The 24,838-nt window shown below is 67.0% G+C and carries 26 protein-coding genes; 12 read left to right on the forward strand and 14 right to left on the reverse strand.

The annotated features are described in order from the left end of the window. The first annotated feature begins 13 nt into the window (after positions 1-13). Together SriyCCGPB3_RS05380 and SriyCCGPB3_RS05385 are read left to right on the forward strand one after the other, a co-directional pair. Complete coding sequence (locus tag SriyCCGPB3_RS05380) at positions 14-451, forward strand: hypothetical protein (protein WP_153856418.1); 438 nt, start codon at positions 14-16, stop codon at positions 449-451. A 13-nt stretch (positions 452-464) separates the two neighbouring features. Then, on the forward strand, positions 465-965 hold the full coding sequence (locus tag SriyCCGPB3_RS05385) for a GNAT family N-acetyltransferase (protein ID WP_350259970.1): 501 nt from the start codon (positions 465-467) through the stop codon (positions 963-965). A 3-nt stretch (positions 966-968) separates the two neighbouring features. On the opposite strand, the gene SriyCCGPB3_RS05390 is transcribed toward SriyCCGPB3_RS05385, so the two are convergent. Further along, entirely contained in the window at positions 969-1,943 is a 975-nt protein-coding gene (locus tag SriyCCGPB3_RS05390; RefSeq protein ID WP_110711543.1) for a LysR family transcriptional regulator, read from the reverse strand. A gap of 138 nt (positions 1,944-2,081) precedes the next feature. On the opposite strand from SriyCCGPB3_RS05390, the gene SriyCCGPB3_RS05395 reads away from it, so the two are divergent. After that, positions 2,082-3,005 (forward strand): alpha/beta hydrolase, encoded by a 924-nt coding sequence (locus SriyCCGPB3_RS05395; protein ID WP_110711545.1) that lies wholly within the window; start codon positions 2,082-2,084, stop codon positions 3,003-3,005. Positions 3,006-3,026: 21 nt separating this feature from the next. Beyond that, a complete protein-coding gene (locus SriyCCGPB3_RS05400) occupies positions 3,027-3,941 on the forward strand; it encodes an alpha/beta hydrolase (RefSeq protein ID WP_153856416.1) in 915 nt (304 codons plus the stop codon). A 29-nt stretch (positions 3,942-3,970) separates the two neighbouring features. On the opposite strand, the gene SriyCCGPB3_RS05405 is transcribed toward SriyCCGPB3_RS05400, so the two are convergent. Further along, on the reverse strand, positions 3,971-5,365 hold the full coding sequence (locus SriyCCGPB3_RS05405; protein ID WP_350259971.1) for a DUF2867 domain-containing protein: 1,395 nt from the start codon (positions 5,363-5,365) through the stop codon (positions 3,971-3,973). Positions 5,366-5,389: 24 nt separating this feature from the next. Further along, positions 5,390-5,701, reverse strand: a complete 312-nt coding sequence (locus SriyCCGPB3_RS05410; protein ID WP_004147836.1) for a metalloregulator ArsR/SmtB family transcription factor — start codon at positions 5,699-5,701, stop codon at positions 5,390-5,392. Positions 5,702-5,951: 250 nt separating this feature from the next. Here SriyCCGPB3_RS05410 and SriyCCGPB3_RS05415 point away from each other — a divergent pair, with 250 nt between their 5' ends. The 7 genes from SriyCCGPB3_RS05415 (at position 5,952) to SriyCCGPB3_RS05445 (ending at position 12,418) form a co-directional block, all read left to right on the forward strand. Continuing rightward, positions 5,952-6,419 (forward strand): DUF2975 domain-containing protein, encoded by a 468-nt coding sequence (locus tag SriyCCGPB3_RS05415; protein ID WP_110714278.1) that lies wholly within the window; start codon positions 5,952-5,954, stop codon positions 6,417-6,419. Further along, complete coding sequence (locus tag SriyCCGPB3_RS05420) at positions 6,419-6,643, forward strand: helix-turn-helix domain-containing protein (RefSeq protein ID WP_010483459.1); 225 nt, start codon at positions 6,419-6,421, stop codon at positions 6,641-6,643. Before SriyCCGPB3_RS05415 ends, SriyCCGPB3_RS05420 begins: the two co-directional genes overlap by 1 nt. A 43-nt stretch (positions 6,644-6,686) precedes the next feature. Continuing rightward, positions 6,687-8,225 (forward strand): TerC family protein, encoded by a 1,539-nt coding sequence (locus tag SriyCCGPB3_RS05425; RefSeq protein WP_153856414.1) that lies wholly within the window; start codon positions 6,687-6,689, stop codon positions 8,223-8,225. Positions 8,226-8,390: 165 nt separating this feature from the next. Continuing rightward, positions 8,391-9,527 carry a metallophosphoesterase gene (locus SriyCCGPB3_RS05430; RefSeq protein WP_153856413.1) on the forward strand — a complete coding sequence of 379 codons (1,137 nt, stop codon included), beginning with the start codon at positions 8,391-8,393 and terminating at the stop codon, positions 9,525-9,527. Between the two features lie 48 nt (positions 9,528-9,575). Further along, on the forward strand, positions 9,576-9,965 hold the full coding sequence (locus SriyCCGPB3_RS05435; protein ID WP_350259972.1) for a hypothetical protein: 390 nt from the start codon (positions 9,576-9,578) through the stop codon (positions 9,963-9,965). A 101-nt stretch (positions 9,966-10,066) separates the two neighbouring features. Beyond that, positions 10,067-11,080 carry a hypothetical protein gene (locus SriyCCGPB3_RS05440; RefSeq protein ID WP_110711557.1) on the forward strand — a complete coding sequence of 338 codons (1,014 nt, stop codon included), beginning with the start codon at positions 10,067-10,069 and terminating at the stop codon, positions 11,078-11,080. A 78-nt stretch (positions 11,081-11,158) separates the two neighbouring features. Further along, entirely contained in the window at positions 11,159-12,418 is a 1,260-nt protein-coding gene (locus tag SriyCCGPB3_RS05445) for an MFS transporter (protein ID WP_110711558.1), read from the forward strand. Between the two features lie 4 nt (positions 12,419-12,422). On the opposite strand, the gene SriyCCGPB3_RS05450 is transcribed toward SriyCCGPB3_RS05445, so the two are convergent. Further along, complete coding sequence (locus tag SriyCCGPB3_RS05450; RefSeq protein ID WP_004147861.1) at positions 12,423-13,370, reverse strand: nucleoside hydrolase; 948 nt, start codon at positions 13,368-13,370, stop codon at positions 12,423-12,425. Positions 13,371-13,521: 151 nt separating this feature from the next. On the opposite strand from SriyCCGPB3_RS05450, the gene SriyCCGPB3_RS05455 reads away from it, so the two are divergent. Continuing rightward, the gene (locus tag SriyCCGPB3_RS05455; RefSeq protein WP_153856411.1) at positions 13,522-13,848 is read left to right on the forward strand and encodes a hypothetical protein; all 327 of its coding nucleotides are present in this window, start codon (positions 13,522-13,524) and stop codon (positions 13,846-13,848) included. 71 nt (positions 13,849-13,919) lie between these two features. On the opposite strand, the gene SriyCCGPB3_RS05460 is transcribed toward SriyCCGPB3_RS05455, so the two are convergent. The 10 genes from SriyCCGPB3_RS05460 to SriyCCGPB3_RS05505 form a co-directional block, all read right to left on the reverse strand. Beyond that, on the reverse strand, positions 13,920-14,639 hold the full coding sequence (locus SriyCCGPB3_RS05460) for a GntR family transcriptional regulator (protein WP_012510388.1): 720 nt from the start codon (positions 14,637-14,639) through the stop codon (positions 13,920-13,922). A 105-nt stretch (positions 14,640-14,744) separates the two neighbouring features. Next, positions 14,745-16,112, reverse strand: coding sequence for an SLC13 family permease (locus tag SriyCCGPB3_RS05465; protein WP_153856410.1), 1,368 nt, complete (start codon positions 16,110-16,112; stop codon positions 14,745-14,747). A 104-nt stretch (positions 16,113-16,216) separates the two neighbouring features. Next, entirely contained in the window at positions 16,217-17,137 is a 921-nt protein-coding gene (gene mdcH, locus SriyCCGPB3_RS05470; RefSeq protein ID WP_153856409.1) for a malonate decarboxylase subunit epsilon, read from the reverse strand. Next, positions 17,134-17,991: a triphosphoribosyl-dephospho-CoA synthase MdcB gene (mdcB, locus tag SriyCCGPB3_RS05475; RefSeq protein ID WP_153856408.1), complete on the reverse strand. Its 858-nt coding sequence runs from the start codon at positions 17,989-17,991 to the stop codon at positions 17,134-17,136. Before mdcB ends, mdcH begins: the two co-directional genes overlap by 4 nt. After that, on the reverse strand, positions 17,988-18,629 hold the full coding sequence (gene mdcG / locus SriyCCGPB3_RS05480; RefSeq protein ID WP_153856407.1) for a malonate decarboxylase holo-[acyl-carrier-protein] synthase: 642 nt from the start codon (positions 18,627-18,629) through the stop codon (positions 17,988-17,990). Before mdcG ends, mdcB begins: the two co-directional genes overlap by 4 nt. Then, a complete protein-coding gene (mdcE, locus tag SriyCCGPB3_RS05485; RefSeq protein WP_324187356.1) occupies positions 18,622-19,326 on the reverse strand; it encodes a biotin-independent malonate decarboxylase subunit gamma in 705 nt (234 codons plus the stop codon). Before mdcE ends, mdcG begins: the two co-directional genes overlap by 8 nt. Positions 19,327-19,328: 2 nt before the next feature. Then, a complete protein-coding gene (locus tag SriyCCGPB3_RS05490) occupies positions 19,329-20,237 on the reverse strand; it encodes a biotin-independent malonate decarboxylase subunit beta (RefSeq protein ID WP_153856405.1) in 909 nt (302 codons plus the stop codon). After that, positions 20,234-20,554 carry a malonate decarboxylase acyl carrier protein gene (mdcC, locus tag SriyCCGPB3_RS05495; RefSeq protein ID WP_350259973.1) on the reverse strand — a complete coding sequence of 107 codons (321 nt, stop codon included), beginning with the start codon at positions 20,552-20,554 and terminating at the stop codon, positions 20,234-20,236. Before mdcC ends, SriyCCGPB3_RS05490 begins: the two co-directional genes overlap by 4 nt. A 10-nt stretch (positions 20,555-20,564) precedes the next feature. Further along, complete coding sequence (mdcA, locus tag SriyCCGPB3_RS05500; RefSeq protein ID WP_153856404.1) at positions 20,565-22,208, reverse strand: malonate decarboxylase subunit alpha; 1,644 nt, start codon at positions 22,206-22,208, stop codon at positions 20,565-20,567. 222 nt (positions 22,209-22,430) lie between these two features. Then, positions 22,431-24,623: a TonB-dependent siderophore receptor gene (locus tag SriyCCGPB3_RS05505; RefSeq protein WP_153856403.1), complete on the reverse strand. Its 2,193-nt coding sequence runs from the start codon at positions 24,621-24,623 to the stop codon at positions 22,431-22,433. Between the last annotated feature and the right edge of the window lie 215 nt (positions 24,624-24,838).

The raw sequence follows: 24,838 nt of genomic DNA on the forward strand, positions 1-24,838 counted from the left end.
GCTGGAGCCCGCCATGACCGTGCGTCCCATTGCCACCGCCGTGCTGCTCGTTGGGCTGCTTGCCGGCTGCGCTACCCCCGCATCAAAGACCGTCGCCGACCCGCCGCGTCATCCTTCCATTGCGGCCGGCATGAGTCCGGTGCCTGCCTTCACCGGTGGCGGGGCGGGTTGGAGCATCGAGATCGCTTCCACCGGCCAGGGCAACCACGATGCCAGCCTCAGCGCTGACGGCCGCACCCACAAGGGCAGTTTGCGCTATCTCGGCCAGCCGGCCGATGCGCCGAGTTCGCTGATCGTGCTCAACGGCGAGCTTGGCAGGCAGCCGGCCATTGTCGAGATCAAGCGCGAGTCGTGCCGCAATGCCGAGGGTGTGGACACCATGGCCAGTGTGCAGGTGACGATGGAAGGACAACCGCAGCGTCGTGGCTGCGGCCACCTGGCCGTGTACTGAGTCGCTGCCCAACATGCTCGAGATTCCTACCCTGCACACCGCACGCTTGCGGCTGCGCCCGCAGCAGCTGGATGACTTCAGCGTCTACGCGGCGTTCCTGGCGTCGCCGCGCGCGCTGGGCATGGGCGGACCGTTTGGCGAGGTGGCCGCATGGGGCCAGTTCTGCCACGACCTCGCCAGCTGGCATCTGTTCGGCCATGGCGCATTGATGATCGAGCGCGCCGACACGGGGGCCTGTATCGGCCAGGTCGGGATCAACCATGGCCCACTGTTTCCGGAGAAGGAACTGGGCTGGCTGCTGTATGACGGCCACGAAGGGCAGGGCTTCGCCACCGAAGCGGCCGGTGCATTGCGCGACTGGGCCTTCGTGGTGGCGCAGCTGCCGACCCTGGTCAGTTACATGGCGCCGGACAACCAGGCGTCGCAGGCAGTTGCACAGCGGCTGGGCGGCGTGATCGATGCACAGGCGGTTCGCAGTGACGCGGAGGATCTGGTGTACCGCTACCAGGCATGACGCCTAGCGGCGGGTGGCCGGGGCCTGCACTGCGCGGCCAAGTGCCTTGGCGACGCCTTCGCGCTTCTCGATCAGGAATTCCATCAGGGCGCGCACCCGCGGTGGCATCTGCTCGCGCGAAGGCACGTACAGGTAGAAGCCGGGGAACGGTGCCGACCACTCGGGCATCAGGCGGACCAGACGCCCGTCCGCCAGCATTGGCTGCAATGACAGATCGATGTGCTGCATCACGCCGAGTCCCTGCAGCGCGGCGCGGATCATCCCTTCATCGTCGTTGGTGACATAGCGTCCGCGCGGTTCCACTTCAAAGTCATGGCCGGGCTGGCCCGGCGTGCTGAATTCCCAGGCATAGACCCCGCCACTGCCGGTCTGCCGGTAGCCCAGGCACTCATGGGCGGCCAGTTCAGCGGGCGTGGTGGGCGTGCCATGCTGGGCCAGGTAGGCCGGCGAGGCGACGACGACCATTTCCAGCATCGGTGTGACTGGAACCGCAATCATGCCTTCGGCCAGGCGTTCACCTAGGCGGATGCCGGCGTCGCAGCCGTCGGCAATGATGCTGGACAGGCCGTCGTCCATCACCAGCTCGATGCGCAGCTCGGGGTAGCGCGCGAAGAACTCCGGCAGATGCGGTTCGATCAGCGTCTTGGCGGTCAGGCGCGCGGTGTTGATGCGCAGCAGGCCAGAAGGTACATCGTGGCTGGCGCGCAGGTTGTGCACGGCTGCCTCGATGGTGCCCAGTGACGGCCGCAGTGCGTCGAACAGGCGCTGGCCTTCTTCGGTCAGCGACATCTCACGGGTGGTCCGGTGCAGCAGGCGCACGCCCAGCTGCCTTTCCAGGGTCTTCAGGTTCTGCGACAGCGCTGGACGCGAGATGCCCAGCTCTTCGGCGGCCCGGGTGAAGCTGCGGTGGTGGGCAATGTGGGCGAAGCCGGCCAGGTGCGGCAGCAGGGCGGGGCTGAATGGGGTGGCTGGATTCATCGGGAAAGCCCCTGCTGACTGGTAATTCCAGCTTACTACTGTGGTCAGCATTGTCGGCTTTTTCCGGTCCAATGCCAGGCCTATCGTGTTGGCAACGGCGACACCCGGTCGCCCTTTCGCCGCGCAGAGGAAACGCTCATGGAAACCGTCAGCATCCAGAATCCGGACATGGCCTGGCAGATTGCCGCCGACCTGTATTTCCCGCCGGGCTTCGATCGCCAGCGCAGCTATCCTGCCATCATCAGCATGCACCCGATCGGCAGCTGCAAGGAGCAGACCTCGGGCAACATCTACGGTGAGGCCCTGGCTCGCGAGGGCTACGTGGTGATCGCCTATGACGCCAGCTTCCAGGGCGCCAGCGGCGGCGAGCCGCGGCGGATCGAAGACCCGACCCAGCGCGTGGAGGATGTACGCCGGGTGGTCGACTATCTGGTCACCCTGCCGTACGTGGACGCCGAACGCATCGGCGTACTGGGCATCTGTGGCGGTGGTGGCTACGCGATCAACGCCACCATGACCGAGCGCCGCATCAAGGCGGTCACCAGCATCACCGGAGTCAACTTCGGCCGGCTCAGTCGTGAGGGCTTTGGCGGTTTCGATCCGATCGGCACGCTGGAGGCCATCGCTGCCCAGCGCACCGCCGAGATGCGCGGCGGTGAGGCCCGTGTGGACCTGTTCCTGCCGGCTTCGGTGGAACAGGGGCGCGCTGCCGGCATCACCGATATCGACGTGCTGGAGGCCACGGACTATTACCGCACGCGCGGGCCGCAGCCCAATGGCGTGGTCAGTGCGTTGTTTTCGCATCGCGGTGCAGCGGTGGGCTGGGATGCCTTCCACCTGGCCGAAGTCCTGCTGACCCAGCCGCTGCTGGTGGTGATCGGCGACAAGCCGGGCGGCTTTGGCGCCTACCGCGATGGTCTGGAGATCCATGGCCGTGCGGCGTCGAAGCACAAGCAGTTGAAGGTCGTGGAAGGCTGGTCGCACTACGATCTGTATGACAAGCCGGAGCCGGTGCATCAGGCGCTGTCGGCCATCATTCCCTTCTTTAGGCAGCACATCTGACGTCCTTCGAGGAGATCCTCCATGAGCACGATCACTTTCAGCAGCCGCAGCGGCCAGGACATCACGCTGGCAGCGGTGCTTGAGCTGCCGCCGGGCTTTGACGAGCACCAGCAATACCCAGCGGTGGTTGTTGCGCATCCGGGAGGCGGCGTGAAGGAACAGACGGCCGGCCTGTATGCACGCAAGCTTGCCGCGCAGGGACTCGTGGCCATCGCCTTCGATGCCTCCTACCAGGGCGAAAGCACCGGCATGCCGCGGCAGCTGGAGAACCCGTACATCCGCACCGAGGACATCAGCGCGGTGATCGATTACCTGACCACGCTGCCATATGTCGACAACGCGCGTATCGGAGGCATGGGCATCTGCGCGGGCGGAGGCTACATCGCCAACGCCGCGATCAATGATCGTCGCCTGAAAGCGATCGCCACGGTCAGCGCGGTCAACATTGGTTCGATGTTCCGCAATGGGTGGGACAACTCGCTGACTGATGCAGCAGCGATTCCCGCATTGCAGGGTGGCTCTGATGCACGAACGGCAGAGGCCGGCGGTGCCGATACCGTGAGGATTCCGTTGGCCCCGATGCGCCGCGAGGATGCGCCCAACCAGGAGCTGGAAGAGGCGTGGGAGTACTATCACACGTCGCGTTGCGCGCACCCCAATGCTCCGGGTTTCGCCACCGCACGCAGCCTCAACCAGATCATCACCTACGACGCCTACAACAGGGCCGAGGCCTTCCTGACCCAGCCGCTGCTGTGCATCGCCGGCAGCATGGCCGGCAGCAAGTGGATGAGTGACGATCTGTTCGCGCGTGCGGCCAGCCAGGACAAGCGCTTCCACATCGTGGAGGGGGCCAATCACATGTCGTTGTATGACGTGCCACAGTTCGTGGACGAAGCGGTGGCGCAGCTGGTGCCGTTCTTCAACGACGTACTGTAGGTCCCGATGGTGCCGGCCACCGGCCGGTGTCATCCATGTGTACGCTGCACGGCCCAGTCATCGAGATCGGCCAGTTCCGGCGCCAGTGCATGTTCCACCGCCCGGCGCAGCAGCGCCGGTGCAACGTAGTGCCGGTGCGTGGCATCGATCAGCGCCATGTAGATGCGGCCGAACGCGTTGCGGGTCTGCACGCGCGAACCGAGGCTGATCTCGACGCCTCCATCCGCATGCAGCTGCACGCGCACGCTGCTGCGGAAACGCAGGTGGCGATCGTCGGCGCCGAGCAACACTTCGGCGCAGTTGTCCTCGGCATCGATGTGCGCATCCAGCACCGGGTAGCGGCCGGCGAACAACCGGCTGCGATCGGTGGACAGCAGCGACGATACCGGGCAGCCCAACGGGGAGGTGCGCAGCCGCAGCGGTGCTACCAGACGGTTGCGCAGTGCCATCAGGTGGCCCACGCCGGTGGGCGGATTGCGCAGGAAGCCTTCCAGTACATCGGCCAGCAGTACCGACGCGGAACGATGGGTGACCTGGGTGTTGTCCAGGCGCAGGGTGGTCAGATCCCGGTAGTGGCTGTGCGGCAGGGCCGCCAGCAGCAGGCCGTCGTTGGTGGCGGCCTGCGAGTGGACGGGATAGGCCGGCGTTGCGCGTTCGACGAAGCCGCGCAAGCGCCGCAATGAAATCCTGCGCAGCGGCCCCAACAGGGCGCGGGTACGTGCGCACAGGTGGGCGCACAGGCTGGGAGGTGCTGCCTGCAGCGACAGCTGCAGCAGGGGCGCGGCCGCGAGGCTTGCGGCCGTGGGCCAGTGTGGTTCGGGCAGTACGTCGGTCAGGCTGGGAATATCGGCGGCATTGCGTTGCACCTGCGCGCGGGCCTGCTCGCTCATCGCACCGGCCAGTTCATTGCTGTGGCAGGACAACGCGAACAGCGCCGGATGTGCGCGATGGTTCGATGCGAACTGGTGCCACGTCCCGCCACCGAAGCGCACCGTGAACAGGCAATCCGGTGGGATACGGATGCGCCGCAGGGTGCGGGCGAAGGCGCCGGGATCGTTCGCCAGCTGCGCATCGGACGCGGTGGCGAAGCGCAGTTCGGCGCCCGCGCTGCCGGCGATGGCAGTGAACATGCGCGGCCCGGCATGGCGATGGAAGGGATGGCCGCCGGCGCCGACAGTGAAGCTGTACAGCGACGAGGCGTCGCCATGCTGCAGGTGCATGCCGCCGAGCCGTGCCGAAGGCTCGTCCAGCGCGTCGATGAAGGCCGGGTGGTGGCGCTGGCGCTGGCTGGCGTCGGCAACCAGCGCATCGCCGGCGCCAATGCCGAGCTGTGCGATCAGCGTGACTTCGGTCGGGCTGCCACCCTCCTGTGCGGGAAGCTGTACGCCTGGAAACGAACGGCGGTCGCGGGTCGAACCAGGCATCGTCATGCTCCTTGGCAGGCAGGATCAGCGGGCAGGGGACTTGCGGCGGGCACGGGCTTCGCGCTTGAGCGGGCCACCGACCGGACAGACTTCGGCCGCCCAGGAAAACAGCGTGTTCGCCAGGCGGTCAGGCACCTGCCGGAAGTACACGAACTGGCCGCGCTTTTCGCGCTCGATCAGCCCGGCTTCCTCAAGGATGCGCAGGTGGCTGGACAGCGCGGGCTTGCTGAAGTCGAAGCGCTCGGCCAGCTCACCCGCACTGAGTTCACCGGCGCTGAGATAGGCCAGGATCTGGCGGCGGGCAGTGGAGGCGAGGGCTTCGAAGATGCGGTCCATGGCTAGGCAATTAGCTAATTCGTTAATTAATGGTCTTCCTGTGCAGGGCGGCTGTCAAGCGCCCGTTGCCTGCCGTGCTCGCGATTCAGCCTTTCACGCCGCATGTGGTATATCGTTTATCGATAAATCCACCCCGGGGCGGCGATGCTGCCTCAATGCCGGAGGCCGCTTGACCGCTCGTCCCGCCCGCGCCAGACCCGCGCGAGGCTTGTTCACCCTGGCCCAGGCCGCCGTACAGGCCGTCCGGGCGATGTGCTGGCTGGGCATCCTGGCCGCACTGCTGGCCGTGCCACTGGTCGCCCACGACCGCCGCTGGCTGCTCGACAGCGTGCACGACACCGCTGCCGCCGCCGCACATGGCAATGATCTGTTCCTGCATTTCTGCCTGGGCCTGGGCGCGATCGTCGCGTTGCTGGTGCTGTGCCTGCTGTTCCTGCGCCACCTGCTGCGGCTGCTGAGGTCGGCGGCGCGCGAGCGGCCGTTCACCCACGCCAATGCACAACGGCTGCAACGCATGGCGTGGCTGATGCTGGCAATGGAGCTGCTGTCGATCCTGATCGGCGCCTACGCGGCCTGGATGGGCCCGGACTTCACCTGGATGGAGGTGGGGGGCGGCATGTCGATCACCGGCCTGGTCGCGGTGCTGATGCTGTTCGTACTGGCCCGCGTGTTCGCGGTGGGTGCAGCGATGCGCGATGATCTTGATGGTGTCATCTGATGGCGATCGTCATCACCCTGGACCGCATGCTGCAGGAGCGGGGCATGACCCTGTCCGAGCTGGCCGGGCGTATCGACATCACCCTGGCCAATCTCTCGATCCTGAAGACCGGCAAGGCGCGCGCCATCCGCTTTTCCACGCTTGATGCAATCTGCCGCGAGCTGCAATGCACACCGGGTGACCTGCTGGGACATGACCCGACACAGGCGCAGGACGCTGACTGAGTGTTTCCCCTTCTCCCTTACCTACTGACGAAACGGACCTGAAATGGAATGGTTGGCTGACCCCTCGATATGGATGGGCCTTGCAACCCTGGTCGTGCTGGAGATCGTTCTCGGCATCGACAACCTGGTGTTCATCGCGATCCTGGCTGACAAACTGCCGCCGCACCAGCGCGACCGCGCGCGGGTGATCGGCCTGGCGCTGGCACTGCTGATGCGGCTGGTGCTGCTGGCGGCGCTGGCCTGGATCATGAAGTTGACCGAGCCGCTGGTCACCTTGTTCGACCACAGCTTCTCCGGGCGTGACCTGATCCTGCTGGGTGGTGGCCTGTTCCTGCTGTTCAAGGGCACCATGGAGCTGCACGAGCGTCTGGAAGGCCGCGAGCACCACGAAGATGGCAAGAAGGTCTACGCCAGCTTCGCGATGGTGGTGGCACAGATCGTGGTGCTCGACGCGGTGTTCTCGCTGGACTCGGTGATCACCGCAGTCGGTATGGTCGACAACCTGGGCGTGATGTACGCCGCGGTGACCATCGCGATGGCGCTGATGCTGGTGGCCAGCAAGCCGCTGACCCGCTTCGTCAACAAGCATCCCACGGTGGTGGTGCTGTGCCTGGGCTTCCTGCTGATGATCGGCTTCAGCCTGGTGGCCGAAGGCCTGGGCTACAAGATTCCGAAGGGATATCTGTACGCGGCCATTGCCTTCTCGATCCTGGTTGAAGCCTTCAACCAGTGGGTGCGCTTCAATCGTGAGCGCAACGAGCGCCGCCAGCCGTTCCGCCAGCGCACCGCCGATGCCGTACTGCGCATGCTCGGCGCGCGGCCGGCCAACGGCCATCACGACGAAGAGGCCAGCGAGCAGGTGGATGCTGAAGAGCGGTTGCAACCGGCCGAGCACGAGATGATCCGCAGCGTACTGGGCCTGGCTGATCGCCCGGTGTCGAGCGTGATGACCGTGCGTGCCGACGTGCAGTGGATCGACTTGGCACGTGGGCAGGAGGACGTGGTGGCGCGCTTGGTGGCATCGCCGCATACCCGCCTGCTGGTCGGCGACGGTGATCTGGACAGCCTGCGCGGCGTGGTGCAGAGCCGCGACCTTCTGGCCGACCTGCTGCAGGGCAGGCCGCTGCAGCTGGAGGGCAACCTGCGCGAGCCGCAGTACGTGCTGTCCAGCGCCAGCGCACTGCAGGCGCTGGAGCTGATCCGCCAGCACCCGGTGCCGCTTGCGGTGGCGGTGGACGAGTACGGCAGCGTGGAAGGCCTGGTGACCGCCAATGACCTGCTGGCGGCGATTGCCGGTGATCTCGTCGATACCCAGGATGAGCGCTATGGCGTGGAGGCGCAGGGCGAGAACCAGTGGGAGGCCGACGGTGCGCTGACCCTGGACGACCTGCAGCGCCTGGCCGGCGTCTCGCTGCCGCGCAGTGCCGACTACATGACCATCTCCGGTCTGGTGCTGGAGCGTCTGGGGCGCCTGCCGGACATCGGTGACACGGTGGAGATTGCGGATGTACGCATCACCGTACTGGCAATGGAGAAGCGTCGCATCGCCCGCCTGCGGGTGGAACGCATCGGGCTTTCGTAGAGTCGAGCCATGCTCGACTGGCCCTCTGTAGAGTCGAGCCATGCTCGACTGGCCCTCTGTAGAGTCGAGCCATGCTCGACTGCTTCCTGAGCAGCCGGGTACGGGCCCGGCTCTACACAACACTGCCGGCAACCGTCACCATGGCAGGCCCGTTTTCTTTCCAGGATGGTTGCAGTGCTGAGTACGATCGGTTTGTTGATGGGCCTGTACGTGGCCTGGCGCCTGTTCTGGCCGCTGCGCATGCCCGCCGCATTGAAGGTCGTGCTGTCGCTGCTGCTGGTGGGCGTTGCCGTGCAGCTGCGCATCGTCGCCACGTTCTGGGGCACGACGGCGTCGCCCGAGATACCGAAGCTGGCCATCGCCACGCTGGCCACCGGCTCCACCGCGGTGTTGCTGCTGGCGCTGGTGATGCTGGTGCTGGACGCCGGCCTGCTGCTGTCGCGCCTGTTGCGCTGGCCGCGTACTGTATCGGTCCTGCGCGCACCGAAGCTGCGGCCGACGGCAGGTCTGCTGGCCCTGCTCGTGAGCGGTTATGGCGTCAGCCAGGGCATGGCCGTACCCAAGCCCCGGCAGATCGAGGTGAGCATTGCCGGGCTGCCGGCCGCGTTCGACGGCTATCGCGTGCTGCAGTTGACCGACATTCATGCCAGCCGCCTGCTGACCGGCGACTGGGTACGCAGGGTGGTGGACGAGAGCAATGCAATGAAGCCGGACCTGATCGTGATCACCGGCGACCTGATCGATGGCAGTGTCGAGGCCCGGCGCGACGACGCGCGTCCTCTGGTCGATCTGCAGGCACCGGATGGTGTCATCGCCATCACTGGCAACCACGAGTACTACGCGCAGTACCAGGCGTGGATGCAGGCGTTCCGCGCGCTGCACATGCAGGTGCTGGAGAACAGCCACCTGCAGGTGCGGCGCGGCGATGCGGCGCTGACCATCGCCGGCGTCACCGATCCGGTGGCGGCACGCTATGGCCTGCCGTTGCCGGATCTGGAGACCGCGCTGGCCGGTGCCGATCCCGCCGCGCCGGTGATCCTGCTCGATCACCGCCCGCGCAATGCGCGCGAGGCGGCCGCGCGTGGCGTGAAGCTGCAATTGTCCGGGCATACCCACGGCGGGCAGATCATCGGCATGGACCAGCTGGTGAAGCGTGCCAACGGTGGCTATGTCTCCGGCCGCTACGAGGTGGATGGCATGACCCTGTACGTGAGCAATGGTGCAGGCCTGTGGGCCGGATTCCCGGCACGCATCGGCGTGCGTTCGGAAATCACCCTGATCACCCTGCGCCGCGCCCCGTGACCCCTGACAAACCACATGGAAGGAACCATGGTCCATCCCCGCGCACCGATGGAGCGCCTGATCCGCGCCAATGCCGATGAGATCAACCGGCTCCGCCAGCTGATCCGCGATACCGCTGGCGCGCGCTGGCGTGGCCCGGAAGAAATGCAGCGGCATGCGGCAGCCTGCGCGGAATACAACCAGCGCTATGAACAGCTTGCTTTCCCGGGTGGCTACGCCAACGCGCTGAAGCAACTTGCCGAACACGATCCAAATACGCTGGAAGTCGCGCTGACCTTCCTTGAGGTGCGGCCGTATTTCTTCCGGTCTGGATACATGTGGAAGACGCTGCTGAAGCGCGTGCAACGGGTATCCATGGGAACGAAGCAACACGCACGGCTGCAGAAGATCCTCGATGCCTACGCCGCTTACCGGGCGGGAAGCCGGCATACCGGGTAGCTCCACGCCATGCCTGGAGGTCATGCCGCACCCAGCGCCCCAGCCGGCCCCGGGATCGGCGATCATCTGCAGCGAGTGTTGAAACCAGGGAGCACCACGCAATGCAGGGAACGCATCATTCAATCCGGCGCCCACGCCACGCTGCACTGCTGATCGCCGCGCTGCTGCTGGCGGCCTGCCAGCGCACGCCTGAGCTGCCGGACGAGGCACCCACTGCAGACACGCCGGTTGTCGCGCCAACGGCCGCCATCGATCTCTCCGCGCTGCTGGATGCCCTGCCGACCTGCGCGCTGGACGGCTGGTACATCGATCAGCAAACCGCTCGCCCGGCCCACCCCTGGTTGGCTGCGAACGCACCGAAGCCCTGCAAGGAGGACGAGGAGAACGAGATCGCCACGTTCTGCGTGCAGGGGCAGTGGAAGGGGCTGCCGGTGGAAGAGGTGATCCTGCCGACGATGACGTTCGTCTCGTTCCGTGGGGCCAGGATCGGCCTGCCGCTGGAGAAGGCGCGTTCAATCGCCCGCCAGCACCTGGGGCAGGACTTCCCGGGGGGCGCGGCTTACGAAGCGGGCCGTGAGCCGAAGCTTCTGGCTGACCCGGAGGATGCTCAGCGTTCGTGGTTGCTGTGCAGCACCCCGGAACTGGGCCACGACGTGGACAGCGAAGGGAGCATCAGTTATTCCGGCATGAACCTGCCCTACGACCACGACGGTTGCAGCTACCGCTACAGCCCGGTCGACTTCTGCGATGCGCGGCACCGCGCCGCCATCGAAGGTGCCCTCCAGCACCAGAAACCCAATTTCAACCAGCACTATCTGCTGGTGCAGGTTGATGATCGTCCCGAGTACTTCCAGCGCACGCTGGTGCTGGTCGATACCCGCACGGGCAGGGCGACGCCATTGCCGTTCGATGCCTTCACCGGGCCGGCGGGGAAGGGCGGTGATGCCACCGGCTACGGGACCCTGGAAACGGGCGTGGACCGGCAACAGTTCTGCCTCGATGGCGCGTTGCTGGTCTACCGCGTGTTCGAGGAAGGCCGTTTCTGCTTCGGCTTTGACGGCGAGCGTTTCACCGGCCATGAAACCCAGTACATGCAGGCGACGGACAGCCGATGACCGGTATTTCACCCCGGCCATGCCACCCTGCTTCGAACCTGCGCAACCGGGATCGAGGCTGTTGAAGGCGAATACGCAATGATCGCGGCGCGGCAGCGCTCGATGTGGGTGGCGGGCCTGTCCACGGTGGTGGAGTGGTACGACTTCACCCTGTACCTGTACTTCGCCACGGTCTTGTCGCGCGTGTTCTTCGGCGGTGGCGAGCAGGCGCTGCTGGTCACCCTGGCCGGCTTCGCGGTGTCTTACCTGATGCGCCCGCTGGGCGCACTGTGCTTCGGCCACCTGGGTGACCGGCTGGGCCGGCGCTGGATGTTGCTCGCGTCGATGGCCTTGATGGCAGCGGCGATGCTGGCCACTGCATTGCTGCCGACAGCGGCCACGGCGGGCACTACGGCGGGCGTGCTGCTGTTGGTACTGCGCTGCGTGATGGCGTTTTCGGTGGGCGGCGAGTACACCGGTGTGGTGGCGTATCTGCTGGAAAGCGCGCCGGTGCGGCGACGTGGCCTGGTGACCTCGCTCGCTTCGGCAGCCAGTGAAGTGGGCGCGCTGCTGGCGGTAGCGATCTCCGCGCTGACCGTGGCGCTGCTGCCCATCGCGCAGCTGGACAGCTGGGGCTGGCGCATTCCGTTCTTCGTCGGTGCCGCGCTGGCACTGGTGATCCTGGTCGCGCGCTCGGGCATGCACGAGTCGCCGGAGTTCGAGCGGCAGCGCCGTGAGGGCAGCATTCCGGCTACACCGCTTCGCCACGTACTGCGCAACCATCCGCTGGCGGTGGCACGCACGTTCGCGATCTCGGCGCTGGGCTCGATCACTTATTACGTTGGCATCACCTATGTGCCGGCCTTCCTGCATGCGCAGGGCCATGACGAAGGTGACGCACTGTGGCTGTCGACGATTGCGGCGGTGGCGGTCATCGCGATCACGCCGCTGTGTGGTGCCTTGTCCGACCGCGTCGGGCGGCGGCCGATGCTGCTGGGCCTGACGGTGCTGGCAGCGCTGTTGCCGCTGTCCCTGTTCGCCTGGATGGCACAGGCGCCGCCGCTGGGCATCGCGCTGGCCGCGGTGCTGCTGGCCTGCGTGGCCGGTGGGGTAAGTGCCGTTGCTGCGCCGGCCACGGCCGAACAGTTCCCAGGCGAAGGCCGGGTCAGCGGGCTGGCACTGGGGGTGACCATGGCCACCGCCTTTTTCGGCGGCGCAACACCCTGGCTGGCGCAATGGTGGGTGGAACGCAGCGGCTGGGCAGCGGCACCGGGCGCGATGATCGCGCTGGTGGCGGTGCTGGTGCTGCCGGTGCTGTGGACCCTGCCCGAGACGGTCCCGGGCAGGGCCAAGCGCTAGCGGGTCAGACCTTCAGGGTCTGCTCGATGTCGGCCAGTACGGCGGCCGCATCCACGCCGATGGCAATCGACTGCACCACGTGGCCGTCCCACACGCTGGGGCCGAACGCCAGGCCTTCCGGCTTGGGAATGGTCATGCCGCGGGCGACGCCGTCGGTGGCCACGCGCACGCTGGCGCGCTCGAACTGGAACAGCTCCGGGCGGGTCAGCGCGATGCACGCGCAGCAGTCATGCACGACCATGCCCTTGTGGCCGGCCTGCAGGTAGAAGTCCACGTAATCCTGCGACAGCGCACGCACCAGTTCGGCATCGGCACCGCCGATGGCCGCCAGCTTGTCCAGGCCGTCACGGTCCATTTCCACGCGGGTGGTCACGTCCAGGCCGATCGCGGTGACCGGCCAGCTGGCGGTGAACACCACGTCGGCGGCTTCGGCGTCGCCCCAGATATTGGCCTCGGCGGCCGGGGTGATGTTGCCGTTGACGTGGAAAGCGCCACCCATGATCACCACGCCGCGCACCAGGCCGGCGATGTCCGGGGCCTGCTGCAGGGCCAGGGCCAGGTTGGTCATGCGACCGACCGCGACCAGGGTCACTTCGCCCGGATGTGCGCGGACCAGGTCGATGATCAGCTGGTGGGCCGGGCGCGCATCGGCGGCCACGTCCAGGCTGGCCGGCACCGGGTGGTTGCCCAGGCCGTTGTGGCCATGGATGTGCACCGGCCAGGCTTCCGGGGTGGCTTCCGGCTGCAGCGGGCCGCCGGCACCGCGCGCGACCGGAGCGGCAAAGCCCCAGGCCTGCTTCAGGTACAGCGCATTGTGGGTGGTCGACTCCACCGAGGCGTTGCCGAAGGTGGTGGTGACGCCGATCAGGTCGATCTGGGCGTGCTTGTGCAGGTACAGCAGGGCCAGGGCGTCGTCGACGCCCGGGTCGGTATCGAAAATGACTTTCAGCATGTTGTTGTTCTTCTTCTTCCGTGTGGTGCGGGGGGCGCCAGCGGCCCGGAGGCAGGCCGGCGCGCCCTACATTGTCCCATCTTCATGACAGGCAGGGCCAACATCGGGGTGGAAGGCCATAATGCCTCCAGTCCAGGCACGGAGTCGCCGAATGCTGATCGTTGCCCTTCTGCTGGTCCTGCTGGTGCTGGGCCTGAACGTGGTGGCTACCGTGGTGATCGTCAGGCGCGATGGCCTGTCGGCCGGGGGGCGGGCGGTGCAGCTGCTGCTGGTCTGGCTGCTGCCGCTGGTCGGCGCGATCCTGTGCATGGCGGTGGCCACGGCCGATGGCTCGGGCAGCCGGGGGGATGGCGGCGCAAGCCATGACAGCTCAGGTGGCTATTCCGGTGACAACCACAGCCATCACGGCCACAGCAGCTCCGACTGCAGCAGTGATGGTGGTGGGGGTGACGGCGGCAGCTGCGGTGGCGGCGATTGATGAGACGTCCCAGGGGGCCGGCCAAGGTCACGTCCTGGTAGTGCCGGCCGCTGGCCGGCAACCTCAACAGCTCAGCCGCCGCCTTCGGTCGGCAACGGCGCCGGTACGTTCAGCAGCCCGCCTGCCGCCACATAGGCGGCCAGCGCCTGGCCCTGGCTCAGCAGATGGCGTTCCATGGTGCGTTCGGCAGCCTGCGCGTCGCGGCGGCGGAAGCACTCCATCAACTCGCGGTGTTCGGCCAACGACTGCGCGGTGCGGCCCGGCGTCAACAGCTGGCGGCCACGGTGCATTTTCAGGATGCGGTGCAGGTCGTGGGTGATGCGGATCAGCCACGGGTTGCCCGCGTAGTGCTGCACGGTTTCGTGGATCAGGTAGTTGTTGCGGTAGTACTCGGCGATGTTGCCCTCGGCCGCCGCTGCTTCCATCGCTGCATGCAGGTCTTCCAGCTGCTGCACGCCGGCATCGTCGATGTGCTTCACCGCCTCATGCGCGCAACGGCCTTCCAGCATCGCCATCACCGGGAACAGCTGGTTGAGGTCTTCCAGCGTCAACCGGGTGACCCGGCTGCCACGACCGGCATCGATCTGCACCAGGCCTTCGGCGGCCAGCAGTTTCAGCGCCTCGCGCAGGGGCGTGCGGCTGATGCCCAGTTCTTCGCACAGCGCGGGCTCGTCGATCCATTCTCCCGGCGGCAGCCGGTAATCGTAGATGCGCTCGCGCACGTGTTCGGCCACCTCTTCGTACAGGGGGGCGCGCTTCTTCGGTGACCGCGGGGCAGGGGCAATGGCCATGGTGGAAGTGTACCGCCAGGTAGTGCCGGCCGCTGGCCGGCAACCCATGATCGCTGGATGGCTTCATGAGATTGCCGGCCAGCGGCCGGCACTACCGTTGGGTGGTTACATCCAGCCCGGTACCACGAACACCAGCCAGGCCAGTAGCGGTCCCAGGGCCACCACCAGTCCGCTGTAGACCAGGAAGCGGCGGAACAGGGTCTCGCGTTCTTCCTTCGCGGCCGAGGCCACCACCAGTGCGCCATTGGTCGAGAACGGGCTGACATCGACGATGGTGGATGACACCGCCAGCGCGCAGATCACGCCAGCGGCGCTGAGGTGGCCCTGCATCAGGAACGGCACCGCCAATGGGATCGTCGCGCCGAGTACCGCTGCCGACGAAGCGAATGCGGAGACGATGCCGCCGACGTAGCAGACCAGCAGTGCACCGAGCAGCGGGATGCCGATGTCGGAGACACCGTTGCCGATGAAGTCCACCGCGCCGGCATGTTCCAGCACGCCGATGTAGGTCACCACGCCGCAGATCAACAGCACGGTGGACCAGCTGATGCCATCGACCGCACCCTTCTGGCTTTGTGGCGACAGCAGCGCCAACGCGACCGCCACGGTGATCGAGACCAGGCCGACGTTGAGGTTGTAGATCAGCGCCGCCACGCCCAGGCCGAGCAGGCCGATCAGGGTGAACAACCGCTCGCGGGTGAGGTTCACCGCATCCAGTGCCGCCGGATCATTGCTGAGCGTGCCGCCACCTGCCGCGACCAGCGCGCCATGACCTTCGATCGCGAACTGGCGCGACGAGGCCTGTGGGCCACCGGCCATCGCCAGCTCGGCAGTGCCGAGCATTCCTGCTGCGGTGATCGAGCCACGGCGCAGCAGGGCGATGCCACCAAAGGCGAAGAAGCAGATCGTCGCCATCATGAAGTTGAAGCCCAGACTGGTCAGGAACACCGCCATCTCGGTCACTTCCAGCCCGGCCTTCTGCACCACGCCATTGGTGATGCTGCCGTACACGCTGATCGGCGAGAAGCCGCCCGCCTGCGCGCCATGGATCACCAGCAATCCCATCATCAGCGGATTGATGTTGTACTGCTTGGCGAAGCGCAGCGCGACCGGGCCGATGATCGCGACCGCCGCCGGGCCCAGCGCACCGAACGCGGTGAGGACTGCGGTGATCACGAACATCACCCACGGAATGGCCACGATATGGCCGCGCACCGCTTTCACTGCCCAGTGCACCAGCAGGTCGATGGTGCCGTTCTTCTGCGCGATGGCGAACAGGTAGGTGATGCCGACCAGGGTCAGGAACAGATCGCCTGGAAAGCCGGCCAGGACTTCCTTGCCCCCCATGTCGACCCACAGCCCGCCGATGATGAAGGCCAGCGCGAAGGCGACGGCTCCCATGTTGATCGGCATCGCGGTGGCAACGATGAACATGATCACCAGACCGATGATCGTTGCGATTTGTGGACTCATGCGCCCTCCCAGACACGTGACTCACGTACAGCGCGGATGGAGACCCGCCATCCCGGGGTAAGGCGACGTACGGCGTGTTGCGTGACACGTACTGCTCGAACCCGTTACTGCAGCCGTTCCAGCGCACTGCGGACCCAGCCCGCGGCGCCTTCAAGGCTCTGGAACTCTTCCACCGCGCGCACCTCGCAGCACGGATAGGCCGGCGCGACCATGCGCGCCAGTGCATTGCCCGGGCCCAGCTGCAGGAACACCCGCGCGCCACGCTCGAAGGCCTGGCGCATCACCTGCGCCCATTCGATGGTCTGTGCCAGTTGCGCCGACAGCGTGTGCACCACTGCAGCGCGATCCCGCACCGGGCGGGCATCGACGCCGGCCAGCAGGGGCAGTCGCGGTGCCTGCACCTGCGCAGCGTCCAGTGCGGCGGCAAACGGTGCCACTGCGCTGGCCAGCAACGGCGTGTGCGCGGGGACATGGACCGGCAATGGGCGGATTTCCGCGCCGCACGCCTGCGCGTCTGCCGCCAACGCGTGCAGCGACCGCCATGCACCACCCACGATGAAGTGGTCGTGGCCATTGGCGATCGCGATGAAGGCGCCATGCGTATCGCACAAGCGCTGCGTGGCAATGCGGTCCAGTCCCAGGACTGCCTGGAGCCCGGCATCTTCCGGGGTTGCGGCATCCATCAGGCGCGCGCGCTGCGCGGACAGTGCCAGGCAGGTGGTGGCATCGAAGCTGCCGGCGATGGCATGCGCGGCGAGCTCACCGATGCTGTAGCCCGCGATCACCGTCGGCGTTGGCAAGACGTCGCGCAGGCCCTGCCAATGCGCCAGGCTGGCCGCGCACAGCAGGGGCTGGGCCTGCACATTGTCGAAACGGTCGTCGGCCGCCGCGGCGGCGAATACATCGCGGCCCAGCAGTTCGCCCGTGGCATCGAGCAGCGGCCGCGCGCCGGCAAGGTCGCGCACGCGATCGAACATCGCCGCATGTTGCGCGCCTTGCCCGGGGCAGAGCAGGGCAAGGCTCATGCGCCCTCCTGCTGCAACAGGAACAGGCTGCAGGCAAGCAGGTCGGCGCTGCCGCCGGGGCTCAGGTGACGCGCAACGAAGGCATCGGCAATGTGCTGCAGGCGTGGCTGCCAATCGTGCGCGAAAGCCCCACCTTCGGCCAGGAAGCGGTGGGCCTGCTGCCGCGCCCAGCGCAGGCCTTCCGCACCACCGCGATGCAGCAGGTTGAGGTCGTCGGTGTGGGCGACCAGCTGCATCAGCGTGTGGCACATCGCGGCTTCGCGTGGCAGGCCACTGGCCAGCGCGTGGCGCAGGCTGGGCAGCGCCACCTCGCGCAACAGCGGGTAACCGGCGGCGGCCTGTTCGCGCACGCCTGGCACCTTGTGCAGGGCGCGCGCGCGCTGGCCGGGGCTGCCTGCATCCAGTGGCGCGTGCGCGAAATCCGCAGCCCAACGACGTACCTCCAGGCAGACCTGCTCACCCGTGGCGGCATGGCCCAGGCGGGAGCGGCAGGCCGCGGCGGCCGCTACCAGCAGGCCGAGGCTGAAGATCGCGCCACGATGGGTATTGATCCCGGCGGTCGCGCGCAGCATCGCGGCTTCGGCGGCGATGCCACGTCGGCGCAGGGCACCGAAGTCCGCCCCAGCGGCACCGAGGTGTGCCACGGCAGCGAAATAGTGGCGCAGCGCGAACAGGCTGCGCAGGAACGTGCCGGCGTCCATGTCGTGATGGCTGCCGCGGTTGAAGGGTGTGACCAGCCCGGGCTTGGGTGCCAGTGCCAGTTCCGCATGCAGGCTGGCGACGGCGAGGCGGCCCAGGCGCGCGCTGTCCACGGCAGCTGCCGGCCTGACCGCCGGTTGCACGACGGCGTTCATGCGCTCACCCCGGCGGGGGCGAACAAGCACTCGCGCAGTTCCAGTGCAGCGCCTTCGGGGCGCTTGACCAGTACCTCGCGGCTGCGTCCCGCGTATTCCCGCCAGTTCACGGCGGCGTCGCCGGCCAGGCACAGCTCGCCATCGACCCGCCGGCCGTGTTCGGTCTCCCATGCCTGCAGCCGTGCGACCAGGGCATCGGCCTGTGCGGCGGTGTCGATCCGCCACAGCAGATCGATGTCCGAGCGCGCGTGCACATAGTGCAGGCCCGTGAGGTGCTGCCATGCGAAGGCACCGAATACGCGCGCTGCAGCGATGTCCTGCAGCGCCTGCAGCGGGTGCTGCCAGTCCTGCACAAGGTCGCCTTCCAGCACCGCCTGCAGCGTCGGTGGCGGCGCGGTGCGCAGCACATCGTGTGCCGGCACGCGCAGGGCCAGGCGCAGTTTGCCCTCGGCGGGTGGCAGCGGCACGCCGAGGCGCAGGCGGGGATCGGCATCGTCGGCGGCACGCCGGGCGACGATGGCGGGCAGCCCCTGCGCAAACCAGTCGCCCAAGCGTGGCTCATGCGCGGCGATGTCCGCCTGCCAGCGGGCGTGCGCTGGCAACCAGACCAGCGTATGGCGTGGCAGCCGCTCAGGCATCGCCCTGGCTCACGGCTGCAGCCACGCGTGCGGCCAGCATGCGACCGCCACGTTCGGCACCCTGCACGGCGCGGCGGTCGCCATCGGTGGGCGTACGCAGCGCCTGCAGCAGGTGTGCGGCGAGGTCGCCGCTCCAGATCGAATCCACCGCGCCCATCGCCACGTAGTTTTCCACGCCCGGTGCGAACACCGGCGAGGTCTGGCTCAGCGCCTGCAGTTTCTCCAGCGGCTGCTTGGTCACCCGCGCCATCGCGCGCAGGTCCATCACCCGCACCTGGGCGTCGGGCAGGGCATGGATGTGGTCGGCCATCAGCCCGAACGAGAGGAAGCCACCACTGACCGATTCACCGTAGACCAGCGTGACCAGTCGCGCACCCCGTCGGCGTGCCAGATCCAGCGTCTGCGCCAGGTGCGCGAAACAGCCATTGATGCCGAGCAGTTCGTCGCGGCGCGCCAGGCGCTGGCCGGCGGTGTCGACCAGCATCACGATCGGTCGCCGTGGATGCGCGGCGGTGCTGGCCAGCACCGTTTCGGCCAGCGCCAGTGCGTGGTCCACGCCGACTTCGAGCTTGTCGGCGGTGCCGATCACGGTCACCTCGCCGTCGTCGGTGATGGCGGTTCCGGTCAGTACCGAGTCCTCCACGTCAACGGCGTGGCCACGCGGGAACAGGGCATCGAGCAGCGCGTGCAGCGGAATACTCATGGCAGGCTCCGATCGGCGGTGGCGGCGAGGAAATCGTCGGTGTCCAGCAGCGGCAGCCGCTGGGGTTCGGCGATGCCAAGCAACGCCCAGATCTCAAGACCATCGCGGCACCCGCCCCAGGCCTGCACGCGCGCTTTCAGTGCAGCATGGCGTCCCTGCAGCGCATCCAATGCGGCATCTGTATCGGTGCTGGCCGTGTCCGGCTGCAGCGCATCGAATGCCGCCTGTGCGAACGCCTCGATGGCATCGGGCACCAGCACCTGTGCCTGGTCGATCAGGTAGCGGTGCTTGCCCCCCGTTACGCGCCAGACCAGCGCACGATCGCGGGAATCGAACTCTTCCACGCCACGCACGGTCTCGATCACTTCCGGCCCGGACAGCGACAGCCGGCCTTCCTCGGACATGATCACCGTGCTGCAGCAGCGGGCGACGATGCCCATGCCACCGAATGCGCCGTTGCCGCTGCCGATCAGCGCCACCACGGGGACGCCTGCAGCGCGCGCATGCAGCGTGGCGCGCATGATCTCGGAAATGGCGATCAATCCCGCGTTGGCTTCGTGCAGGCGCACGCCGCCGGTATCGAGCAGCAGCAGTACGCCTTCGGGCCGGGTCGCGGCTGCGCGGCGCAGCAGGCCAGTGAGCTTGGCGCCGTGCACCTCGCCCACGCCCCCGCCCATGAATTCACCCTGCTGTGCGGCCAGCAGTACGCGTTTGCCGCGCAGCGTGGCTTCACCGACGACGATGCCATCGTCGAATGCCGCGGGCTGGTCGAGCTGGGCCAGGTGTGGGCTCATCATCCGCCGTGCCGGGCCGAGGAATTCACGGAACGAACCGGCGTCGGCCAGGCCGGCGATACGCTCGCGCGCGTCGGCTTCGTAGTAGCTGTGGCGCTGCGTCCGGTTCATCGTGGATCTCCAGCAAGCAGCGTTTCCACCGCCTGGTCCAGGCGCAGGCTGACCACCGCCGGCGTGGCGCCGGCATCGTTGATCGAGATGCGTACATCGCGCAGCGGATGGCGCTGTGCGAAATCGCCGATCACCGCTTCCCAGACGCGGCCAAAGCCCTGTGCGGCGGTGATGATGCGCACCGTCATCGCGCCGTCCAGTGCGGCCGGCTCCAGCAGGATTTCCAGGTTGCCCGAGGCCAGTACGCCGACCAGTACCGCATCGCGCGGGAACTGCACCGGGGGGCGTCCTTCGAATCGATAGTCGAGGGTTTCCATGCTCAGCCCCTTACCAGTTGCGGAAGCGCTTGGGTGGGTCGTACAGACCGCCGGACCAGCGCACCAGATCCTTCACCGAACGTGCCGCCAGCAGGTCGCGGCTGGCATCGCGTACGGAGATGCCGAGGTCATCGGGACGGCGGATCACGCCGCGGTCGCGCAGGTTCTCCACCATCGCGCGGTCGCGGCCCAGGCCCACGGCGGTGTAGCCGGACACGCCGCGGATGGCCTGTTCGCGTTCTTCCGGGGTGCGGCACAGCAGCAGGTTGGCGATGCCTTCCTCGGTCAGCACATGGCTGACGTCGTCGCCGTAGATCATCACCGGCGGCAGCGGCATGCCGGCGCGCTCGGCCAGGTCCCAGGCATCGAGGCGATCGACGAAGGCTGGCGCCATGTGCTCGCGGAACGTCTCCACCATCTGCACCACCAGCTTGCGCCCGCGTGGCATGTCACCGGGGCGTGCGGCCTGCTGGCCGGCCTTGATCCAGGCCTCGCTGGCATGGCGGCGGCCACGTGCATCGGAGCCCATGTTCGGTGCGCCACCGAAGCCGGCGATGCGGTCGCGGGTGGCGGTGGAGCTGTTGCCCTGCAGGTCGATCTGCAATGTCGAACCGATGAACATGTCGCAGGCATACAGGCCGGCGGTCTGCGAGAACGCGCGGTTGGAGCGCATCGAGCCGTCGGCACCGGTGAAGAACACATCGCTGCGTGCGGCGATGTACTTCTCCATGCCCAGTTCGGAGCCGAACGAATGCACCGACTTGACGAAGCCCGATTCGATCGCCGGAATCAGCGCGGGGTGTGGATTGAGCGCCCAGTGCTGGCAGATCTTTCCCTTCAAGCCGAGCGATTCGGCGTAGGTCGGCAGCAGCAGTTCGATGGCCGCCGTGTCGAAGCCGATGCCATGGTTGAGGCGGTTCACACCGTACTCGGCGTAGATGCCCTTGATCGCCATCATCGCCATCAGCACCTGGATCTCGGAGATCTGTGCCGGGTCGCGGGTGAACAGCGGTTCGATATGGTTCGGCTTCGGCGCCTGCACCACGAAGTTGACCCAGTCAGCGGGAATGTCGACGCGGGGCAGGGTGTCGACGATCTCGTTGACCTGTGCGATGACGATGCCGCCACCGAACGCGGTGGCTTCGACGATCACCGGGGTGTCTTCGGTGTTCGGGCCGGTGTAGAGATTGCCGTGGCGATCGGCGGCCTGGGCGGCGACCAGCGCCACGCGCGGGGTCAGGTCGATGAAGTAGCGGCCGAACAGTTCCAGGTAGGTGTGGATGGCACCGATCTGGATGCGCCCTTCGGCCACCAGGTTGGCCAACCGCACCGATTGCGGGCCGGAGAACGAGAAGTCCAGTTTCGACGCTATACCGCGTTCGAATACATCCAGGTGCGAGGGCAGCGACAGCACCGACTGCACCATGTGCAGGTCATGCACCCGCGCGGGGTCGAGTCCGGCCAGGGCCTGGGCGAGGAAGTCGGCCTGTTTCTGGTTGTTGCCCTCCAGGCAGACCTTGTCGCCTGGCTCCAGCAGCGCATGCAGCAGCTCGCCCACGTTGGTGGCGGCGACCTCACGTCCCCGGGCCCACGGCGCGGCACGTTCCAGGCGGGCCTGGCGGCTGCGTTCCAACGTATCCCAGCTCGGGTTCATCGACCGGCTTCCGATTGGCGTCGATTTAATTACGGCATAATTACAGATGGGTATGCAACCCGCACTGCAGCAAAAAGAAGGGCCCGCGCGGAGGCGGGCCCATTCAGACTGAAATGGAAGATGACCCGTACCGATCCGGGTAGTGCCGGCCGCTGGCCGGCTCCTCGTCATCGATACATCGAATGGAGCCGGCCAGCGGCCGGCTCTACCGTTTCCGGTTGCTCAGAACTTCCAGCGCAGGCTGGCCGACACGAAGCGTGGTTCGCCGTAGTTGTTGTAGTCCAGGTTGGCCCAGTAGGTCTTGTCCAGCGCGTTGCGCACGCTCAGGGTTGCCGTCCAGTTGTCGCTGATGCGGTAGTTGGCGTTGAACTGCACCAGCGTGTACGCCGGCTGGTTCACCGTCACCGTGCCGCCCAGCGGGTAGGCGATGTTGTAGCCCTGCACCTTGCTCTGCCACTGCACGCCACCGCCAATGCTCAGGCGTTCCAGCGCGCCGCGCAGCTGCAGCTGGGTGTTGAGCTGCAACAGATCCTTCGGCGGGTTGGCGTACAGCAGATCGGTGGCGGCGCGGGTCACCTTGACGTGGGTGTAGCCGGCATTGACCGTCCAGCCCGGCAGGATCTCGCCGTTGACGTCCATTTCCCAGCCGCGCGCCTTGGTGCCGTTGACGCCGATGTAGGCGGAGGTGCCATCGCTCAGCGAACCCTCCGGCACGCCCATGTCACGCACCGCGTAGTTGTCCTGCTTGGCCTCGAACACGGCGGCATTTGCGGTCAGGCGGCCATCGAGCCATTGGGTCTTGATGCCCGCTTCCAGGTTCGAGCCCTGTACCGGTGCCAGCAGGTTCTCGTTGCGGTCCTTGAAGTTCTGCGGATTGAAGATCTCGGTGTAGCTGGCATACGCCGAGACGTTCGGGGTGATGTCGTAGACCAGGCCTACGTACGGGGTGACTTCATCACTCACCTTGTACGCACCGCTGGTGCCGGTATAGGCGCCTGCGGCGTTGTAGGAGCGGCTGAGGGTTTCCCAGCGGCTCAGGCGCGCGCCGGCAATCAGCGACAGCGGATCGGCCAGGCGCAGGCGGGTGGCCAGGTAGACACCACTCTGCGTGGTCTTGGCCACGCGGCGCGCGCCGGTGCGGCGGTAGGTCACCTCGGAGATGTCGCCGTTCCAGTTGTACACGTTGGGGATGTAGTAGCAGCGCTCGCCGCCGCAGCGTGCCCAATCGTTCGGGAAGTTCAGCGCCAGGGTGTTGGTGGTGCCTTCCAGGTCCGACCACTGTGCGCCGAGGGTCACGTCGTGGTCACGGCCGAACAGATCGAAGCTGCCGGTCAGGTAGGCATCGACGTTGCGGCGGGTGTCCTTCGAATCACCGGCGGCAGCACGCAGGAAGATGCCCGAGCCGGTCACCGGGTCCGGGTTGCCGGTGCCGTACAGGCGCACGTTCTGCACGTTGCCGCGGGTGTAGGCGGTGTTGATCTTCAACAGCCAGTTGTCGCCGAAGCGCTGTTCCAGGTTGGCGAAGGCGGTATTGCTCTCGCGCTTCCAGTAGCTCCACTTCGGCGACAGGTTGGTCGAGCGCGGCAGATGCGCGAAATTGCCCTGGTTGTCGAAGAACGGCACGGTGCCCCAGGTCGAGCCGGTGGGGTTGTTGTCCTGGCTCTGGTAACCCAGGGTGATCGTGGTGCTGTCGGTGAGGTCGCCCTCCAGTACCGCCATACCGGCCATCTTGTTCTCGTCGTAGCGGTCGTAATACAGCCCGCGATCGGTATAGGCGGCGACCACGCGGCTGCGGAAGCGACCATCGGCGGTCAGCGGTGCGGTCACGTCGGCCTCCATGCGGCGGTAATCCCAGCTGCCGGCACTGACCGCGAACGACGCATCGAATTCCTTGCCCGGGCGCTTGCGCAGCAGGTTGACGGTGGCCGACGGCACGCCGGCGCCGCTGAGCAGGCCGTTGGCACCGCGGATCACTTCGATGCGGTCGTAGAAAGCGGTGTCGTATTCCTGGTTGGTGGAACCGCTGTAGGTGGGAATGCCATCGACCTGGAAGTCGGTGATGGCGAAGCCGCGTGCGTAGTACAGCGGGCGCTGGGTGTCATAGAAGGACACGCTGACGCCGGTCACGTTGCGCATCACATCGTTGATGCTGAACAGCGATTCGTCCTGCAGGCGCTTCAGGCTGATCGCGGTGGCCGACTGCGGGGTTTCCTGCAGGGTGATCGGCAGACGGGTGGTGCTGGCAGGCGGCGCCGACTGATCGGCACGCACGCTGACCCGGTCCAGGGTCTTGGCATCGGCAGCGCCGTCGGCGGCAGCGAATGCGCTGGGCGCGGCCAGCAGGGTCAGCGACGAAAGCAGGGCAGCCGGCAGCAGCGCGCGGCGGGGCAGGCGGGTAGGGCGGATCAGGGACATGGTGGGCTCGAAGCGTGGAGGCGGGAAGGGCGGCAACAGTCGTCCAGCACCCGGGGCGGCGGCTTCGGGCACAGTCAGGTCCATCTGGGAGAGGCGCGGTCACTGCGCAGGATGCAAATGTAAATAATTCGTAACAACATTACAATTCGCGTCGTTGTGCAGGGGCTTTCCGGCGCAGAGCAGTGGCGGGCCGGGATCGGATCCCGTTGCCGTAG

Source organism: Stenotrophomonas riyadhensis, assembly GCF_040256885.1.
Taxonomy (GTDB): Bacteria; Pseudomonadota; Gammaproteobacteria; order Xanthomonadales; family Xanthomonadaceae; genus Stenotrophomonas; species Stenotrophomonas riyadhensis.

What these genes read in the sequence shown, in the direction of transcription:
- SriyCCGPB3_RS05490 (WP_153856405.1), bottom strand. Translation starts at nt 20,237, where the DNA reads ATGAACCGGACGCAGCGCCACAGCTACTACGAAGCCGACGCGCGCGAG.
- SriyCCGPB3_RS05435 (WP_350259972.1), top strand. Translation starts at nt 9,576, where the DNA reads ATGGAGCGCCTGATCCGCGCCAATGCCGATGAGATCAACCGGCTCCGC.
- SriyCCGPB3_RS05380 (WP_153856418.1), top strand. Translation starts at nt 14, where the DNA reads ATGACCGTGCGTCCCATTGCCACCGCCGTGCTGCTCGTTGGGCTGCTT.
- SriyCCGPB3_RS05460 (WP_012510388.1), bottom strand. Translation starts at nt 14,639, where the DNA reads ATGGCCATTGCCCCTGCCCCGCGGTCACCGAAGAAGCGCGCCCCCCTG.
- SriyCCGPB3_RS05410 (WP_004147836.1), bottom strand. Translation starts at nt 5,701, where the DNA reads ATGGACCGCATCTTCGAAGCCCTCGCCTCCACTGCCCGCCGCCAGATC.
- SriyCCGPB3_RS05465 (WP_153856410.1), bottom strand. Translation starts at nt 16,112, where the DNA reads ATGAGTCCACAAATCGCAACGATCATCGGTCTGGTGATCATGTTCATC.
- mdcA (WP_153856404.1), bottom strand. Translation starts at nt 22,208, where the DNA reads ATGAACCCGAGCTGGGATACGTTGGAACGCAGCCGCCAGGCCCGCCTG.
- SriyCCGPB3_RS05385 (WP_350259970.1), top strand. Translation starts at nt 465, where the DNA reads ATGCTCGAGATTCCTACCCTGCACACCGCACGCTTGCGGCTGCGCCCG.
- SriyCCGPB3_RS05425 (WP_153856414.1), top strand. Translation starts at nt 6,687, where the DNA reads ATGGAATGGTTGGCTGACCCCTCGATATGGATGGGCCTTGCAACCCTG.
- SriyCCGPB3_RS05405 (WP_350259971.1), bottom strand. Translation starts at nt 5,365, where the DNA reads ATGCCTGGTTCGACCCGCGACCGCCGTTCGTTTCCAGGCGTACAGCTT.
- SriyCCGPB3_RS05390 (WP_110711543.1), bottom strand. Translation starts at nt 1,943, where the DNA reads ATGAATCCAGCCACCCCATTCAGCCCCGCCCTGCTGCCGCACCTGGCC.
- SriyCCGPB3_RS05420 (WP_010483459.1), top strand. Translation starts at nt 6,419, where the DNA reads ATGGCGATCGTCATCACCCTGGACCGCATGCTGCAGGAGCGGGGCATG.
- SriyCCGPB3_RS05400 (WP_153856416.1), top strand. Translation starts at nt 3,027, where the DNA reads ATGAGCACGATCACTTTCAGCAGCCGCAGCGGCCAGGACATCACGCTG.
- SriyCCGPB3_RS05395 (WP_110711545.1), top strand. Translation starts at nt 2,082, where the DNA reads ATGGAAACCGTCAGCATCCAGAATCCGGACATGGCCTGGCAGATTGCC.
- SriyCCGPB3_RS05505 (WP_153856403.1), bottom strand. Translation starts at nt 24,623, where the DNA reads ATGTCCCTGATCCGCCCTACCCGCCTGCCCCGCCGCGCGCTGCTGCCG.
- SriyCCGPB3_RS05450 (WP_004147861.1), bottom strand. Translation starts at nt 13,370, where the DNA reads ATGCTGAAAGTCATTTTCGATACCGACCCGGGCGTCGACGACGCCCTG.
- mdcB (WP_153856408.1), bottom strand. Translation starts at nt 17,991, where the DNA reads ATGAACGCCGTCGTGCAACCGGCGGTCAGGCCGGCAGCTGCCGTGGAC.
- mdcH (WP_153856409.1), bottom strand. Translation starts at nt 17,137, where the DNA reads ATGAGCCTTGCCCTGCTCTGCCCCGGGCAAGGCGCGCAACATGCGGCG.
- mdcG (WP_153856407.1), bottom strand. Translation starts at nt 18,629, where the DNA reads ATGCCTGAGCGGCTGCCACGCCATACGCTGGTCTGGTTGCCAGCGCAC.
- SriyCCGPB3_RS05445 (WP_110711558.1), top strand. Translation starts at nt 11,159, where the DNA reads ATGATCGCGGCGCGGCAGCGCTCGATGTGGGTGGCGGGCCTGTCCACG.
- SriyCCGPB3_RS05440 (WP_110711557.1), top strand. Translation starts at nt 10,067, where the DNA reads ATGCAGGGAACGCATCATTCAATCCGGCGCCCACGCCACGCTGCACTG.
- SriyCCGPB3_RS05455 (WP_153856411.1), top strand. Translation starts at nt 13,522, where the DNA reads ATGCTGATCGTTGCCCTTCTGCTGGTCCTGCTGGTGCTGGGCCTGAAC.
- SriyCCGPB3_RS05415 (WP_110714278.1), top strand. Translation starts at nt 5,952, where the DNA reads ATGTGCTGGCTGGGCATCCTGGCCGCACTGCTGGCCGTGCCACTGGTC.
- mdcC (WP_350259973.1), bottom strand. Translation starts at nt 20,554, where the DNA reads ATGGAAACCCTCGACTATCGATTCGAAGGACGCCCCCCGGTGCAGTTC.
- SriyCCGPB3_RS05430 (WP_153856413.1), top strand. Translation starts at nt 8,391, where the DNA reads ATGGTTGCAGTGCTGAGTACGATCGGTTTGTTGATGGGCCTGTACGTG.